The organism is Pararhizobium sp. DWP1-1-3, from assembly GCF_049896125.1.
Lineage (GTDB): Bacteria > Pseudomonadota > Alphaproteobacteria > Rhizobiales > Rhizobiaceae > Pararhizobium.
The window spans coordinates 761,173-777,542 of record NZ_JAFCTR010000001.1 but is presented as its reverse complement, the minus strand read 5'-3'; the positions used below and the strand labels follow the sequence as shown (position 1 = coordinate 777,542).

At 61.8% G+C, this 16,370-nt stretch carries 12 protein-coding genes; 5 read left to right on the top strand and 7 right to left on the bottom strand.

The window, feature by feature from the left end; translation table 11 throughout:
- Nucleotides 1-50 precede the first annotated feature (50 nt).
- Nucleotides 51-1,526, top strand: a complete 1,476-nt coding sequence (locus ACP7BS_RS03800) for a YcjX family protein (protein WP_426236208.1) — start codon at nt 51-53, stop codon at nt 1,524-1,526.
- Nucleotides 1,523-2,602, top strand: coding sequence for a YcjF family protein (locus tag ACP7BS_RS03795; RefSeq protein ID WP_426236206.1), 1,080 nt, complete (start codon nt 1,523-1,525; stop codon nt 2,600-2,602). Before ACP7BS_RS03800 ends, ACP7BS_RS03795 begins: the two co-directional genes overlap by 4 nt.
- 11 nt (nt 2,603-2,613) lie before the next feature.
- On the opposite strand, the gene ACP7BS_RS03790 is transcribed toward ACP7BS_RS03795, so the two are convergent.
- Together ACP7BS_RS03790 and ACP7BS_RS03785 are read right to left on the bottom strand one after the other, a co-directional pair.
- Nucleotides 2,614-3,405 carry a molybdopterin-binding protein gene (locus ACP7BS_RS03790; protein ID WP_426236204.1) on the bottom strand — a complete coding sequence of 264 codons (792 nt, stop codon included), beginning with the start codon at nt 3,403-3,405 and terminating at the stop codon, nt 2,614-2,616.
- Nucleotides 3,402-4,262 carry a cytochrome b/b6 domain-containing protein gene (locus tag ACP7BS_RS03785; protein ID WP_426236203.1) on the bottom strand — a complete coding sequence of 287 codons (861 nt, stop codon included), beginning with the start codon at nt 4,260-4,262 and terminating at the stop codon, nt 3,402-3,404. The genes ACP7BS_RS03790 and ACP7BS_RS03785 overlap by 4 nt, the downstream gene beginning before the upstream one ends.
- Nucleotides 4,263-4,522: 260 nt before the next feature.
- On the opposite strand from ACP7BS_RS03785, the gene ACP7BS_RS03780 reads away from it, so the two are divergent.
- A complete protein-coding gene (locus ACP7BS_RS03780) occupies nt 4,523-5,071 on the top strand; it encodes a hypothetical protein (protein WP_426236201.1) in 549 nt (182 codons plus the stop codon).
- 70 nt (nt 5,072-5,141) lie between these two features.
- Here ACP7BS_RS03780 and folK read toward each other — a convergent pair whose 3' ends face one another.
- The 3 genes from folK to folP are packed head-to-tail and all read right to left on the bottom strand — an operon-like array spanning nt 5,142 to nt 6,917.
- Entirely contained in the window at nt 5,142-5,669 is a 528-nt protein-coding gene (folK, locus tag ACP7BS_RS03775) for a 2-amino-4-hydroxy-6-hydroxymethyldihydropteridine diphosphokinase (RefSeq protein WP_426236199.1), read from the bottom strand.
- A gap of 1 nt (nt 5,670) precedes the next feature.
- Nucleotides 5,671-6,039: a dihydroneopterin aldolase gene (gene folB, locus ACP7BS_RS03770; RefSeq protein WP_113318221.1), complete on the bottom strand. Its 369-nt coding sequence runs from the start codon at nt 6,037-6,039 to the stop codon at nt 5,671-5,673.
- Nucleotides 6,036-6,917 carry a dihydropteroate synthase gene (gene folP / locus ACP7BS_RS03765; protein WP_426236197.1) on the bottom strand — a complete coding sequence of 294 codons (882 nt, stop codon included), beginning with the start codon at nt 6,915-6,917 and terminating at the stop codon, nt 6,036-6,038. The genes folB and folP overlap by 4 nt, the downstream gene beginning before the upstream one ends.
- Before the next feature lie 205 nt (nt 6,918-7,122).
- Between folP and ACP7BS_RS03760 the strand changes: the two genes are divergently transcribed.
- On the top strand, nt 7,123-7,746 hold the full coding sequence (locus tag ACP7BS_RS03760; protein ID WP_426228552.1) for a DUF922 domain-containing Zn-dependent protease: 624 nt from the start codon (nt 7,123-7,125) through the stop codon (nt 7,744-7,746).
- 427 nt (nt 7,747-8,173) lie between these two features.
- Here the strand turns inward: ACP7BS_RS03760 and ACP7BS_RS03755 are convergent, their stop codons facing one another.
- Entirely contained in the window at nt 8,174-8,494 is a 321-nt protein-coding gene (locus tag ACP7BS_RS03755; protein ID WP_426236196.1) for a 2Fe-2S iron-sulfur cluster-binding protein, read from the bottom strand.
- Between the two features lie 206 nt (nt 8,495-8,700).
- Entirely contained in the window at nt 8,701-9,069 is a 369-nt protein-coding gene (locus ACP7BS_RS03750; protein WP_426228204.1) for an Hpt domain-containing protein, read from the bottom strand.
- 663 nt (nt 9,070-9,732) lie between these two features.
- Here ACP7BS_RS03750 and ACP7BS_RS03745 point away from each other — a divergent pair.
- Nucleotides 9,733-16,341, top strand: a complete 6,609-nt coding sequence (locus tag ACP7BS_RS03745; RefSeq protein WP_426236194.1) for a kinesin — start codon at nt 9,733-9,735, stop codon at nt 16,339-16,341.
- Nucleotides 16,342-16,370 lie beyond the last annotated feature (29 nt).

Here is a 16,370-nt window from a genome sequence, read left to right as displayed (position 1 = left end):
ACATGCATGGCCGTGAAGCCATAGCCCACGCATATTTGAGGCCCGGAAACTTGCCGCCATTCATGACCCGTTTCACCGATGACGCACGACTTGCAATCGACACGCTGACCGACCGTGCATCGGGTTTCGTTAATCCGACCTTGCGGCTGGGTGTCACCGGCCTTTCCCGCGCCGGCAAGACCGTGTTCATCTCGTCGCTGGTCCACAATCTCCTGAACGGTGGCCGCCTGCCCGTCTTCGAGGCCGTCCGCTCGGGGCGGGTATCGAAGATCCGGCTGGAGCCGCAACCCGACGATGCGGTGCCGCGCTTTCAATACGAAGACCATATCGCAGCGCTGGTGCGCGACCGGCTCTGGCCGGATTCGACGCGAGCGATCTCGCAACTGCGCATCACGCTCGACTATGAGAGCGCCAGCGGCTGGAACCGGATGTTTTCGCCCGGCCGGCTGTCGATCGACATTGTCGATTATCCCGGCGAGTGGCTGCTCGATCTGCCCCTGCTCAACCAGGACTTTCGCACCTTCAGCGACCGCACGGCGGATCGGGCTAGAACCGGCGTCCGCGCCGAGCTGTCGGCTGACTGGCTGGCGCTGGCCTCCTCGCTCGACATTACGGCACCTGCCGTCGAGGCAGACGCCCGCGGGTTGGCCGAGGTCTTCACCCGTTATCTGCGGGCCTGCAAGTCGGACGAACGTTCGCTGTCGACGCTGCCGCCCGGCCGTTTCCTGATGCCCGGCGATCTCGAAGGCTCGCCCGCCCTGACCTTCTCGCCGCTGCCGGACCTTCCGCAAGGCCGTGCGCCAAAAGGCTCTCTCTGGGCAATGATGGAACGGCGTTACGAGGCCTACAAGACCTATGTCGTCAAGCCGTTCTTCCGCGAACACTTCGCCCGGCTCGACCGCCAGATCGTGCTGATCGACGCGCTGCAGGCAATCAACCGCGGCCCGGAATCACTGCTCGACCTGGAGAGCGCGCTGGCCGACGTCTTGGCGAGCTTCCAGCCCGGCACCAATTCCTTCCTGTCATCCTTTCTCACCAAGCGGATCGACAAGGTGCTGATCGCCGCAACCAAGGCCGACCATCTGCACCACGAAAGCCACGACCGGCTTGAACGGATCACAGAGCGCCTTGTCCGGCGTGCCGTCGAGCGTATCGGCATGAGTGGAGCCGGCCTCGAGGTCATGGCCATCGCCTCGGTCAGAGCAACCCGCGAGGCGACCGTCGATCACGACGGCCACACCCTGCCGGTCATCGTCGGTACGCCGATTGCGGGCGAGACCATCAACGGCGAGACCTTTGATGGCGAACGGAAAACAGCGATATTTACCGGTGACTTACCGAAGAATCCGGATTCACTTTTTCAAGACCTCGAATCCAAACCGGAAGAAAGCCTGGTGCCCGATCTGAGCTTCGTCCGCTTCCGGCCACCACCGATCGAAGAGACCGGCGGCGGCCTGAAACTGTCCGTCCCGCATATCCGGCTCGACCGGGCCATGCAGTTCCTGTTCGGAGACCGGCTGGCATGAGCGACACACCCAAGATTCCGCAGCGAAAACCTGCCGTATTCACCATCGGCAACGATCCATCCACTTCCACCGAAGCGCCAACTCCAACGAAACGTTCTCCGGCCAGTTTCGGCGACAATATCGTCATGACGGCCGATGCCGATGATCCTTTCGCGGCGACCACCACTGCCCTGCCCGGCACGCCTGAAGCCACACCGCGCAAACGGCGTTTCTCTTTCGCCAAGCTTGCCGTTGGCGCCATAAGCGTTCTGGTTTCCCTGGCGGCCGGCCTCTGGGTCGATAGTCTCGTGCGTGATCTTTTCACCCGCGCCGACTGGCTCGGATATCTCGCTATCGGCGCTGTTGCGATCGGGCTGATCGCCTTTCTGGTGATCATCGCCCGCGAACTGTCGGGGCTGATGCGGTTGAATGCCGTGCAGGCCCTGAAGCAGGAAACCATCGATGCCAGCCTGTCATCGACAGCAAAGCCGGCACGGCAGGTGATGGCCCATCTCGTCCACCTGCTGGCAGCCAAGCCGCAGACGGCGCGCGGCCGCCTGCGGCTGAAGGAAACCGAGACGGAGATCATCGACGGTCCTCACCTGCTCGACCTGACCGAGCGCGAACTCTTGACGCCGCTCGATCGGGAAGCCAGGGGCCTGATCCTCAACGCCTCCAAACGCGTCTCGATCGTCACCGCCGTCAGCCCGCGTGCGCTCGTCGATCTCGGCTATGTGATTTACGAATCGGCGCGGTTGATCCGGGCAATGGCCGATCTTTATGGCGGCCGGCCGGGGACATTGGGACTGTTGCGGTTGATGCGCGATGTCATTGCCCACCTGGCGGTCACCGGCTCGATTGCCGCCGGCGACAGTTTGATCCAGCAGGTGCTCGGGCATGGCCTCGCCTCGAAACTGTCGGCGCGCCTTGGCGAAGGCGTCATCAACGGCCTGATGACCGCACGGATCGGCATCGCCGCGATGGATCTCTGCCGGCCGATGCCCTTCCGGGCGCTGAAACGCCCCGGAATCGGCGATTTCATCGGCGACCTGACGCCCGGATCATCCAAGACAAGGATGCCGGAAGGCGACGGCTAGCGCGGCTTGGCTTAAATGCCGCCATACCAGTCGTAGCCGAGATCTTCCCAGAAGCCGCCCTTGCCGCCGCCGAATGGCGCCAGCGACGAAACGAGCTCGATGCCCTTGATGTATTTCGCCATCTTGTAGCCCAGCTGCCGTTCGACACGGACTCGCAGCGGCGCGCCGTTAGCGATCGCCAGCGGCTTGTCATTGTTGCCATAGGCAAGAATCGTCTGCGGATGCCGTGCATCGATGAGGTCGATCGATTCGTAATAGGCTACGGCACCCTGCAGCCCGAGGTTCATCGTATCGTAGCAGTGGAACACCACAAAACGTGCCTCCGATTTCACCTGGGCCTCGTCAAGTATCTGGCGTAGCGGCACGCCGGTCCATTTGGCGATGCAGCTCCAGCCCTCGACGCAGTCATGGCGGGTGATCTGCGTGCGCGACGGCATGTTGCGCAGTTCATCGAGACTGAAGCTCACCGGCTTCTCGACCAGCCCACCGACGGCCAGTCGATAGCTGGAAAAATTCGCGTCCTTCAACGACAAATAATCGGCATCGGTCGGATCCGTCGAACCGTTCGGCCGCTGGCCCTGGCGGATTTCGCTGGCGGAAAACTCCGGCACCAGCGTATCGGCGCCGATCAGCGCGCGGTGGGCGCGGTAGGTAAGACCGTTTGCCGAGGCAAGAAACTGCCGCACCGGGCTTTGTCCAGCCAGCACGCTGTCAAAGACATCGCAGCCCGAAAGCGGAACGGCGGCAGCGGCGACGCCGGCGATGGTCAGGAACTTTCGACGGTTGATGATGAAGGGGGTCATGCCGAGTGCTCCTCATTCTTCTTATCCGTCCGATACCAGCCGGTAATGATCGAGCGCATTTCGTTCAGCGGCCCCGCCGCCAAAACCATGAAGATGTGGATCAGGAAAAAAACCACCAACGCTGCCATACAGAGGAAATGGATGGTACGCGCCGTCTGGCGGCCGCCAAAGATATCGAGCAGCCAGGGCCAGGCGGCATTCATGCCCGGCGACATGGTAAGGCCGGTGGCAATGATCAGAGGAAAGATCACCAGCAGCACGCCGGCATAGGCCATCTTCTGCAGGCCATTGTAACGGCCGTCGTGATGGAACCGGAAGCGCAGGTGATCAACGATGCTGCGCGGCAAGGCCCTGATATCGGCCAAGGAGGGAAGAATATCGCGCTTCAGATGCCCGCTGATCAGGCTGCTCACGAACCAGACAAGGAAGGCGGCAACGAAGAACCAGGCAAAGAAGAAATGCACGACGCGTCCCGTCGCCAGATCCTGGTAGGACGGGAGTGTCGCCCATGCGGGAAAACCGCGATAGGCCGGATTGTCGGCCGGACCGCTCATGCCGAACACGCCGGTCGTGTCGAAACTGCGGCCAAGAACCGTGGTGTAGCCGCCGACCGTCCCATCGGCGGCCTGCATGGCCCGCATCGAAAGCACGCTGTTTTCAAATTCGAAGCCGGATTGATTGCCGATATAGAGTTGGGGATGGGCGTTGAAGATCTGCAGCCCGCTCAACAGCAGAAAGAACAGCGCGATCGCCCAGGTCCAATGCGTGATGCGCGTCGCAATCCGGTGCCGGTAGATGACGGAGCCGTCACCGGCCTTTGCTGCCGAGCGCGACTCGATATCGTTAACGATGGTCATCTCGTATCTCCCTTATATGCGCATTACGTAACAAGCGGCATGGCAGTTTCCAAAGCACATCCAGTCACCGCTGCACACGTCCCGGTGATTCAGCCGTGAAAACGCTGGATTTCCAAGGGGTTCAAAAGGCCGGAAATCGATACATGAAACATTTCGTGAGCGCTCTTCACCGTCATCAAGCAAAGTGGCGAAACGCTCCATTAACCATTTAAGTGCAAATGTAGCCTCACATTCCTGACATCGACCATCAAGGATCGTTCATGTTCTCGCGCCCTTCTTTGATCGCTCGCGGCGTTGCCGCAGCCTCACTCGCAGCCCTGACCTGCGCAGCATCGCCGGCCTTTTCCGGCGATGACAAGGCGTTTTTCGAACAGGTGTCCGGCCAGTGGAAAGGCCCGGGTGAAATCGTCGCGGGCAAGTACAAGGGGACGAAATTCACCTGCGACCTGATCGGAGAACCGGCTGAAGGCGCATCCGCAGGCATCAAGCTCGATGGTACCTGCCGGGTTGGCGTTTTCAAGCAGCCAATGTCCGCCTTGATCACCCAGAAGGGCAAGACCTATACCGGCAAGTTCCTCGATGGCGCCAACGGCAAGGGGCTCGACATCGTCTCGGGCAACGTCGCCAAGGACAAGGTCGTCGTCGGCATCAATCGCAAGAAGCTGAACGGCGCGATGATCGCCCGCTTGCAGGATCCCTCCACACTGAACATCACCATTTCGGTCAAGGTCGAGGACGCGATGGTTCCGGTGATCGGTGTCAGCCTCAGCCGCCAGGTCGACAACATGGCCGTCGGTTCTATCGAATAAGCAAATGCCCATTGGGTAGTTTAAAGAGCCGGCTTGTCCGGCTCTTTTGCGTTTAAGACTGCGGATGCGTTTAGGACTGCGGATTTTCCGTAGTCTGCCGCCACCAATCGCTGCGCGGATCGGCGATTTCTATACCCGCCACATCGGCGTCCTCCAGCCAATCGGCAACCGTGCGGCCAGCGATGACAAGGTCCGGCGCAAAATCCGCCAGCGGTTTCAGGACAAAACCGCGCTCGGTCATCCGCGGATGCGGTATTTCCAGCGCCTGTGACTGCTGCATGCGGTCGCCATAGGTCAGCACATCGATATCGATCGTGCGCGGCCCCCAGCGCTCCAGCCGCTCCCGCTTCATCTGGCGTTCGATCGACAGGCAGGCATCGAGCAGATCGTCCGGAGACAATGTCGTCCTCACGGCAGCGCAAGCATTGAAGAACCAGGCCTGATCGATTTTACCCCAGGGCGGCGTGCGATAGAGTTTTGAAACACTGACCACCGCGCAGTCCGGCCGGGTATCCAGAAGGACGAGCGCGCGCGCCATTGACGCTCTGGGATCGCCGATATTGCCGCCGAGGCCGAGCGTCGCCAAATGCCCATCCATCTCAGGCAAAATGCTCGACCGTCACTTCGACATAGTCGAGCACACCGGGAACCGGTGCATTCGGCTTGCGGATCGATATTTTCGCCCGGCGGATTTGCGGGAAAACCGAACAGAGCGTGGTTGCCACCTCCAGCGCCAGGGCCTCGATCAGGTAACGCCGGCGCCCGGTGATGATCTTCTCGATTTCGGTGAAGGCAATGCCGTAATGCACTGTATCATTGATCGAATCCTCGACCAGAGCCGTTCCCTGAACAACATCCAGTTCCGCATCGACGAAGAACCGCTGCCCAAGGAACTCCTCCTCGTCATGGACGCCGTGGCGCGCAAAAAAGGCGCAGTTCTTCAGGGTGATCGTGTAGATCGCTGTCATGGTCGATTTTCCTTCCCAGGCAGTCCGGTCATGTGTCTTTTTGCGGCAAGCATAGCATCCGCCACCAGAAGCGCATCCCTGTTGATTGCGACATCGTGTACCCGGAAAACAGCAGCACCGGCCACTCTAAGCAGCGCGGTCGTTGCAGCCGTGGCCGCATCCCGCTCCTGCGCCTCACGATTGGTAATGGCGCCGAGAAAGCGTTTTCGCGAGGTGCCGGCCAAAAGCGGCAGCGCGAAACCGGACAATTCTGCGAAGCGCGCCATCAACGCGACGTTTTCATCGGTATCCTTGGCAAAGCCGAAGCCCGGATCAAGCACGATCCGTTGACGCTCGACGCCGGCGGCGGCGGCAATCGCCAGAGACCGCTCGAGGAAATGATACTGATCGGCAACCACATCAGTGAGCTTCTCGCGGTCACGGCCCGTGTGCATGATGCAAAGCCCGGCCCCGGTTGCCGCAGCGACATTGGCAAGATCAGGCTCGCGCTGCAGTCCGTGCACGTCATTGATGATATGGGCGCCTGCGGCGATCGCGCAGTTTGCGGTCTCGGCCCGGTAGGTATCCACTGAAATGATCGCATCGGTACGGCTGGCAAGTGCTGCGATCACCGGCAGCACCCGGTCCTGCTCCTGCGCGGCCGTCACCATCGCTGCCCCCGGACGGGTCGATTCCCCGCCGACATCGATGATCTCGGCGCCGTCTTCGATACAACGCAACGCCTGCGACACCGCCGCCTCGGTTTCCGCATGGCTGCCGCCGTCGGAAAACGAATCCGGCGTGACATTGACGATCGCCATCAACCGTCCCTGCGGACCGAGCGTCAACGTCCGGCCATGTGCCAATGCCCATTCGAACGGCTGGAAAGGATCGATCATGATGGTTTCATTCCTTTTCTTGCACTGGGTCTATGACACGGCGAGCCGCTCGACAGCGGAGGCACATGCACAATTGGCAAACCGCAAATATCCGAAATACATTGGCTTTTCCGGTTTACCGGGAGCTGTTGCCTATTTGCTGTTGCGCTCCGGCTGGCTATGCCCCAAGCTCCTTGGAAGTTCAACTGCCGAGACCTGTAAACATATGCCGACTGGCCGCATTTCATTCGCCGCGCTTCTGATAGCAAGCATCGTGGCGAGCACTTTTTCGGCAGCCCATGCCGAAACCGTCGTGAACAAGAGCATCACGTATTTCTCCATCGGCGGCCGCACGGCGGAGGAGCTGGACAAGGCGCTGTCGGAAAACGGGCCGATGATGAAAAGCAGCGGCTCACGCCATCCCGGCGCCACCAAGATCAAGTTCGGCGGCACGGTGACCTATGTAAAACACGGCAACCGTTGCGCCGTCGGCAGTGCAAAGGTCACGCTCAGCACCCGGTTGATCCTGCCCCGCTGGAAAAACCGGGGCAAGGCAAACCGCGACCTTGGCCTCGTCTGGGATACGCTGTCGAGCGACATCAAGCGCCACGAGGAGCGTCATGCCGAAATCGCCCGCAACCATGCCCGCAAGCTGGAAAAGGACTTTCTGGCACTGAAACCGGAAGCGGATTGCGAGCGCATGCAGGCCCGCGTCGCGCGGCTGAGCGAAACGGCGATCCAGGACCATGATCGCGATCAGGCCCGCTTCGACAGGATGGAAGCCGCCAATTTTGACCGCCGGATGATCCGGTTGCTGCAATACCGGCTTGATACGCTGAAAAAGCGGTGAACACCGCAATCACACAGAATCGCAGCCCCAGATAATCCAAGCGGTGAATCACGTGGCTTGCGTAAAGCTTTCCGTCAACAGTATCTCATTGGTGATTTCTAGCGATACAACAACGCTGCAAGATGAGGTACTGTTAAAGCACAGAGTGAAGAACAGGCAAACAGACCGGCTTCATTCCCGCCCGGATTACTGAGTACGCCTCCACATGGATGCGCCAAATCCGGAGTATTGTTTCGCGCTTGACTGTCTCGTCCGGATTGATGTTCGACCGGCCGTAGCCATCATGCAGGTTGTGTTCTCCTGGCGTATCCTTATGCAGCAGATGTTCCCTCCCTCATCTGCATGCGATGCGCCCTCCTGGCCCCGCACGTCGATCGCGACGAGCGGGGCTTTTTTTGCCTGCGGCAATGAGATCGATGGACCTGAATCAGGCCTGACGTTCCGGAACATGAACGACGAGCCCGTCAAGGCCGTCGCTCATCTTGATCTGACAGGACAACCGCGAGGTCGGCTTCACGTCATAGGCGAAATCGAGCATGTCTTCTTCCATCGCCTCCGGTGCGCCTACCTTCGCCGACCATGCGTCATCCACGTAGACATGACAGGTGGCACAGGCACAGGCGCCGCCGCATTCGGCCTCGATGCCAGGCACCGAGTTGCGGACAGCGTTTTCCATGACTGTGGAACCAGCTTGAACCTCAAAATCGTGGCGCGTGCCGTCAAAGGTGATGATACTCAGTTTTGGCATTGTTTCTTCCGGATGCTTGGCGTTGTTTCGGCTTGCCGCAAGAACAAACGCCGCCCCGAAACAGAGGCGGCGGCGGAACGCAGCGAATTCAGCCGATTTCTTCCAACAAATCCCATCGCCAGTCAACTCGCATGGGTGTCAGCAAGGTCCGGCATCAACCGTGACCCTTTGTCGCCAAACGTTTCACCGGCAAAGGCCCGTGGCGATTACCGGCAGAGTTTCAGGATAAACAGTTCGGCCTCAAGCACGGCTGCACCGAGCGCCGCAAGATTGCCGGCGTCGTGCGGCGCCGCTTCGACCGCAGCCGCAGTCTCGGCCACGCTGAAAGCGCCAACGGCCAGAGCCGCACCGCGGAGCCGGTGGGCGGTCGCCAGCCGGGCGTCGGCGCTGTCGGATGACAGATCCTTCATCAACTGCCGGGTCTGGCGGGCAAACATTTGCAGCACTTCGATTTCAAGAAGCTTGTCACCCATCGTCTGCGTCGCCAGATGCACGAGATCGATAGGCCTCGACGTGGAAGAGCAAGCGCCCCCGAAATTATCGGGTGCTTCGAATGCGATCTTGAGAGCCGCCATGTGCCAATGTCCTTGTTGTGTTTTTTTCTGACGCACCGGCTCGCAACCGATCGTCCCGTTTTTTAACCGGTCCGCTCTCCCATGAAACTCCGGACTGCCCGGATTTGTCTGGAAGTGCCTGACCGATCTACCTATTCTATGGCTTCAAGATGGCGCCGACCGTTTGGTCCTTCGCCCTGCAGAGCCGGTATTTCAATCATCTTCAGCTCCGATTAAGCCGGAGCGGCGCTGCTATCTGATTAAAACGCGGCACAATGAGGGCAGCTTTCGCTTGGCATGGTTAACGGCCATTAAACCGCCTGATTACAAGGGTTTTTGGCCGAAACGCCTCTAATTTTCATTAAGAACTTGTTAGGATTTTAACGAATGCCGGAGGGGCTTAATTGTAAGAAACCGGTGAATGTGTCACTACGGTACGTTGAGGGATATGTTTATGTCTTTGGGTGTAAACGGTCCTGACGGAAAACTGTATTGAATGAAGCACCTACGGGTCTCAATGCGTTATCCGTCGGTGCGTGGTTGAAATGGGTGCATGTCAGGGTTCTGCGTAGATGTGATGCGCGTATCCTCATGTCACCGTCCGAGTTCCGGAGGTGTTCCCAATGCAGGCGGTGTTGCGGCGGATCCTTCCGGAAGGACAGTTTGGTAACGAGGCGTATCCGCATGGCGACAAATAAAAGCAATGAGTCGATCGACGACAAGGCATTTCAGGCGTTGGAAGACGCTCTGAAAATCGATTTTGACGAGCTTAAGTCTGCCCTCAACGACAAGACGTCCCTGGATCATCCGGAGGAAAAACTGTCCGAGCCGGCCAAACAGACGCATGTACCCAGCCAGGCGAAGAACTCAAAAGCACAGCAGGAGCAGGCCGCCAAGGCTGCCCGCGCCGCCGAAACCCAAAGAACCCTGTCTCCCGAGCCCGCTCCCAAGGCCCCGTCGTTTGCGCCCGCAAACGACGATGGCCGCAAGACGCCGGCTGCGATCCTGCGATCGCTGGACGTCCGCTCCAGCCGTTCGGCAATGCGCATTGCCGCCGCAGTCTCCGCCCTGTGGATCATCGGTGGCCTCGGTGTCGCCAATCTTCTTTACGGGCCGGAAATCTGGCAAATCCGCTCGCTCGCCGATCTGTCGGCCATGCCGGGCGCCATTGGCGTGGCGATCTTCATCATCCTGCCGGTGATGCTGTTCTTCTCGTTTGCCATCATGATTTCGCGCGCCCAGGAATTGCGCAGTGCCGCCCGCTCCATGGCCGAGGTCGCCTTGCGCCTCGCAGAGCCGGAAACTGCCGCCTCCGAGCGCATCATGACCGTCGGCCAGGCGGTTCGCCGCGAAGTGTCGGCGATGAACGAAGGCATCGAACGCACCATTGCGCGTGCGACCGAGCTCGAAACGCTGGTCCATTCCGAAGTCAACGCGCTTGAGCGTAGCTATAGTGACAACGAATTGCGTGTGCGGACGCTGGTTCAGGAACTCGGCCTCGAGCGCGAATCCATCGTCGGCCATGCCGAACGCATCCGCTCGTCCATTTCCGGCGCCCATATCCAGCTCAAGGACGAATTGGCGCTTGCCGGCGACGACATTTCCAACCGTATCGCCACGTCAGGCGAAGCGTTTGCCTCGATGATCGAGACCCGCGCTGCGGCCCTGATGGAACGCTCCGATAGCGCCACCCAGACGATCGGCGCCATGCTGTCGACCCGTACCGACGCCCTGCTCTCGGGCCTGACCACCGCCGGCGTTTCGCTCAGCAACGAATTCGATACCCGCCTGGACAATCTCAGCCAGACGCTCGCAAAGCGTGGCCAGCAACTTTTGGGTCAGTTCGAGACCCGCGCCTCCTCGCTCGATGCCAATACCGAGAAATTGAACGCAGCACTCAACGAGCGCGCCCGTCAGCTCAATGAAACGCTGATTGCCCGCACACGCGATCTCAACGAGAGCCTGAACATTGGCCAGCAGGCCATTACCGGCGGCCTGGACGACATCCTGCACACGCTGAACGCCACGCTGGACGAAAAGGGCGCCAACTTCCGCCAGAGCCTGAAGTCCAGCGCCGACGACATGATCATGGACATCGATCTGCGCACCGGCTTCTTCGACGAAAAACTGCAGACGACCGTCGGCCACCTGGCAACGGCCTTCGACAGCCGCTTCCACGAGTTTGCCACAGCCTTCGACAAGCGCGCCGGCTTATTGGACTCCAAGCTGATGGAAAGCCTCGCCCGCATCAACCAGTCGGTCACCGGCGGCGCTGACTCCATCGGCGGCATTCTTGACGGCGGCATAGAGCGCTTCGAAACTGCTCTTCAGGACCAGTCTCTGACGCTGGCCACGACCCTCGGCACCACGCAGGATTTCATCGAGCAGACCATCAGCGGCAAAACCGCTGAACTCGGCGATGCGATCGGCAATGCGCATCTGCGCATCGACAGCGTCCTGCAGGAACGCTCCGGCACCCTGATGGGCGCACTCACGGAGGCGCAGGACCGGCTTGAGAACGGCTTTGCCCACCGCGCGATCTCGCTCGAAACAGCCCTTACCGAGAGCCAGCAGCGTCTTGCCGACACGCTCGACGCCCGCACCAGCGCCATCGCTACGAGCAACCGGCAGCTTGCCGAAAACCTGGACACACACACGACCGGCTTCATCGACGGTCTGCAGGCGATCCACGGCCGCATCGAGGAGACCCTCACCAACCGCGCCGACGAGATCACCACATCGATCGCGGCCAGCCAGTTGCGTCTCGACAACACGCTTTCGGAACGAAGCGTCGAACTCTCGGGCCTGCTCGCTGCAAGCTCGGAATCCATCGACAGCGCCTTTGAAGGTACGGCCGAACGGATCGATACGATCCTGTCGCAGCGCACGGGTGCTCTTGCAAACGTGCTGTCTTCATCGACCGCAGCAATCGACGGCGCATTCGATGGAACCGCAGAGCGGATCGATACCATCCTGTCGCAGCGCACGGGCGCACTTGCAACCGTGCTGTCCTCATCGACCGCGGCAATCGACAGCGCCTTCGACGGCACTGCCGAACGTCTCGACACCATTCTGTCGGAGCGCACCGGCGCCCTTGCAAACGTCCTGTCCTCATCGACCGCTGCGATCGACGGCGCATTCGACGGCACTGCCGAACGTCTCGACACCATCCTGTCGCACCGCACCGGCGCGCTTGCCAACGTTTTGACCTCCTCTGCCGGCGCAATCGAGCAGGCGATCGGCGGCACCACCGAGCGCCTGGATAGCGTGATGTCCGAACGCAGCCGTGCGCTCGGCGACACACTTACCGCCCAAACCGCGACGCTCGACACGCTTCTCTCCGAACGCTCCGCCGAAATCGCCGGCACGATGTCTGCGCGCGCCACCGAAATGACGGAGACGCTCAGCAGCCGCACCGAGGAAATTGCCGACAGCCTGTCCTATCGCGCCAGCGCGATTGCCGAAACGATGGCCGACCGGGTCGGTGACATCGAAAAGCAGCTGTCCGGCCGCGTCGCCGAAATCGCCGATGATCTGTCCGGCCGCGTCAGCGATATTGCCGGTACGATGACCAGCACATCGGCGGAGATTGCCACCGTCCTCTCCGGCCACGCCTCTGAACTGGCCCTCGCTATGACTGGCCGTGCCGCCGATATCGAGCAGACCCTTGCCGGCCGTGCCGAGCAGCTGTCAACCTCGCTTGCATCGACACACGACCAGATCCGGGCAACGCTCGACGACCGGATCAACGCGATCAACGTCGCGGTTGCCAGCGGAACCGACCAGCTCGCCGACGTCTTGGCGGAGCAGTCGATGTCGATTGCCACGACGCTCGCCACCAGCGCCAGCATGCTGGAAATGTCGCTGGACGAACGCCAGGCGGAACTCGGCAGCACCATCGACAAGAGCGCGCTTGCCCTTGAGCAGCGTATGCTTGCCAGCACCAGCCACGTCGCCACCCAGCTTGGCGAAACCGCCGACCAGATCAGCCGCGCTGCCGACACCCTGACGCACCGGATGGACACGTCGCTCACCAACATCAACAGCAGCGTCGACGAGACCGGCGCCCGCATTGAGAGCAGCCTCGGCGTACTGGAAGGCCGCGTCCGCGAAAGCGTCGGCGGCGTCAGCGATTTCGTCGACAATGCCGGCCAGCGGATCGCCGATACCCTGTCGGCCAAGGTGTCCGAACTGGATCAGGTCAGCGACCGTGCAGCCGCGCGCATCGCCGACAGCCTTGCCGGCCGCACCGACGAAATCCACCGTATCGGCGGCGTTGCCGCAGCACGGATCGCCGAAACGCTCTCGGCCCACACGGCTGAATTCGATCAGATCAGCACGGCTGCTGCCGCGATGATTACCGACAGCCTGGCTGGACGGACGCAAGAGATCGACCGCGTCGGCAATGCCGCCGCAGCGCGCATCGCCTCGACCCTGTCGGATCATACGGCGGAACTCGACCGTGTCAGCACCCTTGCCGCCGACCGGATCGCCGGCAGCCTGACCGGCCGCACCGAAGAGATCGACCGGATCAGCGTCGCAGCCGCAACCCGTATCTCTGACACGCTCACCACCCAGACCGCCGAACTCGACCGCGTCACTTCAGCCGCCGCCACACGGATCGAGGCCAGCATCGAAGGCGGCACAGGCCGCATCGAAGAACGCCTCGGCACCATGGACCGCGCCCTTTCGATCGGTCTCGACAATGTCAGCCGTACGATCGAGGGCAAGGCCGCTGGCCTTGTCACCAACCTGCGCGGTGCCGTCGGCGAAGCAGCCCAGGGCATCGATGCGGAAGCCCTGCGCTCTGCCGAACTGCTCGCCAAGGCCGGTGACGATTTTGCCCAGGCAATGGCTGCACGGCAGGCCGACTTCCAGTCGGCCGTTGAACAGACGGCAGCGACCGCAGCCATGCGCAGCGCCGAGCTTGCCCGTTCCGTTGGCGAAGCATCCGATGGCGCAGCTGCACGGATTGCCCAGACACAGTCGCGCGTCGCCGAACAGGCATCGTCGCTGAGCCAGAGCCTGACCGATGTCGAAAAGGCCTTGGAGGCCCGTGGCAACACCATCCGCACCACCCTCGACGACAGCACGCGCGAGCTCAACTCGATGCTGGCCGGCCGCTCCGCCGAGCTGACGCGAATCATCGACGAACAGGCACGCCCGATCATCGATCAGTATGCCGCAACCGGTAAGGAAGCAGCCGACCGGATCAGCGAAGTGGCACAGCAGAGCGCTGATCGCCTGCGCGCCGAAAATGCCACTCTGCTCGACAGCCTGACTGCGCGCACCGGCGAAACGCTGAATGCGATCTCGAGCCGCGCCGAAGAGACGGCCAAGGCGATGAAGATGGTCGAGAACCGTCTGCAGTCGACGGCCATGGGCCTGATCGACCAGTTGGCCGCCAGCAACCACTCGATTGCCGGCGTCATCGAACAGGCCAGCACCAATCTCGGTGCCATGGACGAGCAGCTGGAATCGACAACCGCGCGGTTCTCCGAATCCGCCACCCGTGCCTCCGACATGCTGTCCACTTCGACCCGCCTTCTCGAAGGCAAGGTCGATAAGCTCGCCGATATTTCCGGCTCCACCCTGTCGCAGATCGGCGGCATCGTCGGCCGCTTCGAGGATCATTCCAAGGTTCTCGGCCAGGCGTCCGATCTCCTCGCTGCCGCGCAGTCCAATCTGGTCAGCACGCTGGAAGAACGCCAGGACGCGCTGCGCACACTCTCCATCGGTCTCGTCAGCCGGTCCGAGGAAATCGAAAAGACCATGCATGCGCTTGAAGGCTTCGTCGATGGCGCCTTCCAGCGGGCAGAAGACCGCTCGGCCCAGGTCGCGGGCAATCTGCGCTCCGGCATCCAGTCGTCCTTCAGCGATGTCGGCCGCATTCTGAGCGAAGCCGAACAGCGCGCCGCATCGGCGGCCGAGGCCATGCGCAATGCCGTCGTCAAGGCCGGCGACGAAGCCAGCATGTCGGTCGAATCGGTGTTCGTGCGGGCAGAAGAACGCTCCAACGAGATCGCCAGCAACCTGCGCGCCGGTGTCCAGTCGTCCTTCGCCAATGTCAGCAAGACACTGTCGGAAGCCGAAGCCCGCGCCGCATCGGCCAGCGAAGCGATGCGCGCCGCCGTCACCAAGGCCGGGGAAGACGCAAGCCTCTCCGTCGAGGGTGCCTTTGTCCGCGCCGAGGAACGCTCCAAGGAAGTCGCCTCCCGCCTGCGCGGCAGCGTTGGCGCCTCGCTCTCGGACATCGATCGCCTGATGACCGAAACCAGCAAGAAATCCGACGGTGCGGCCGAGCACATGGGTTCGGCCATCCGCCAGGCCGTCGAAGAGGCGGTCAGCCGCTTCAGCGGCGCCACCGACGAAATCCGCCGCTCGGCCCACGAGATCCGCAAGGAACTCGACATGACCCGCGAGGAACTGAAACGCGGCGCCTTCGACCTGCCGGAAGAGGCCAAGGAAAACGCCTCGGTCATGCGCCGTGCGGTCGCCGAACAGATCAAGGCCTTGCAGGAGCTTTCCGACATCATCGGCAAGTCGTCCGGCCAGCTCGAGATCTCCCAGCCCGTGATCCGCCAGCAGACCGCAGCCCAGCAGGCAGTCCAGCAGGCCGTAGCGCCCGCCCCGGTCCGCGCCGTCGCCCACCAGCCGGCAGTCGAACAACGCCGCCCGGAGCCCGAGACGGCCCTTCGCGGCAGCCTCGGCATCGAGCAGCCGCGTCCACTCGCCCAGCAGCCAGCCGTCCAACAGCCAGTTGGCCGCCAGCCGGAGCCGCAGGCAGCAACCCGCCAGCGTGCCGAAGAAGGCAGCGGCTGGATGCGTGACCTGCTGCGTGGTGCCTCGCGCGACGAAGAGCCGGCAACCGCTGCACCGGTCCAGCAGCGTGCCGCCGAAGCACAGCCAACTCCTGCGGCCCGCAACGGCGACACCCGCAACCCGCGCCATGTGATGGAATCGCTGAATTCGCTGTCGGTCGATATCGCCCGCGCCATCGACCACGATGCTTCGGTCGATCTGTGGCGCCGTTACCAGCGCGGTGAGCGCGACGTGTTCACACGCCGCCTCTATACGCTGAAGGGTCAGCAGACCTTCGACGAGATCAAGCGCAAGTATGATCGCGAACCGGAATTCCGCACCGCCGTCGATCGCTACATCGCCGACTTCGAAAAGCTGCTCGGCGACGTCGCCCGCAATGACCGCGACAAGGTCATGACGCAGACCTACCTGACGTCGGATACCGGCAAGGTCTACACGATGCTGGCGCACGCGGCTGGACGGTTCAGCTAAGGGGCGGATCCCTTTCTATCCCCAGAGGC

Bases quoted from the DNA above. Each gene is read 5' to 3' on its own strand.
- ACP7BS_RS03795 (WP_426236206.1), top strand. From the start codon at position 1,523: ATGAGCGACACACCCAAGATTCCGCAGCGAAAACCTGCCGTATTCACC.
- ACP7BS_RS03790 (WP_426236204.1), bottom strand. From the start codon at position 3,405: ATGACCCCCTTCATCATCAACCGTCGAAAGTTCCTGACCATCGCCGGC.
- ACP7BS_RS03785 (WP_426236203.1), bottom strand. From the start codon at position 4,262: ATGACCATCGTTAACGATATCGAGTCGCGCTCGGCAGCAAAGGCCGGT.
- ACP7BS_RS03780 (WP_426236201.1), top strand. From the start codon at position 4,523: ATGTTCTCGCGCCCTTCTTTGATCGCTCGCGGCGTTGCCGCAGCCTCA.
- folK (WP_426236199.1), bottom strand. From the start codon at position 5,669: ATGGATGGGCATTTGGCGACGCTCGGCCTCGGCGGCAATATCGGCGAT.
- folB (WP_113318221.1), bottom strand. From the start codon at position 6,039: ATGACAGCGATCTACACGATCACCCTGAAGAACTGCGCCTTTTTTGCG.
- folP (WP_426236197.1), bottom strand. From the start codon at position 6,917: ATGATCGATCCTTTCCAGCCGTTCGAATGGGCATTGGCACATGGCCGG.
- ACP7BS_RS03760 (WP_426228552.1), top strand. From the start codon at position 7,123: ATGCCGACTGGCCGCATTTCATTCGCCGCGCTTCTGATAGCAAGCATC.
- ACP7BS_RS03755 (WP_426236196.1), bottom strand. From the start codon at position 8,494: ATGCCAAAACTGAGTATCATCACCTTTGACGGCACGCGCCACGATTTT.
- ACP7BS_RS03750 (WP_426228204.1), bottom strand. From the start codon at position 9,069: ATGGCGGCTCTCAAGATCGCATTCGAAGCACCCGATAATTTCGGGGGC.
- ACP7BS_RS03745 (WP_426236194.1), top strand. From the start codon at position 9,733: ATGGCGACAAATAAAAGCAATGAGTCGATCGACGACAAGGCATTTCAG.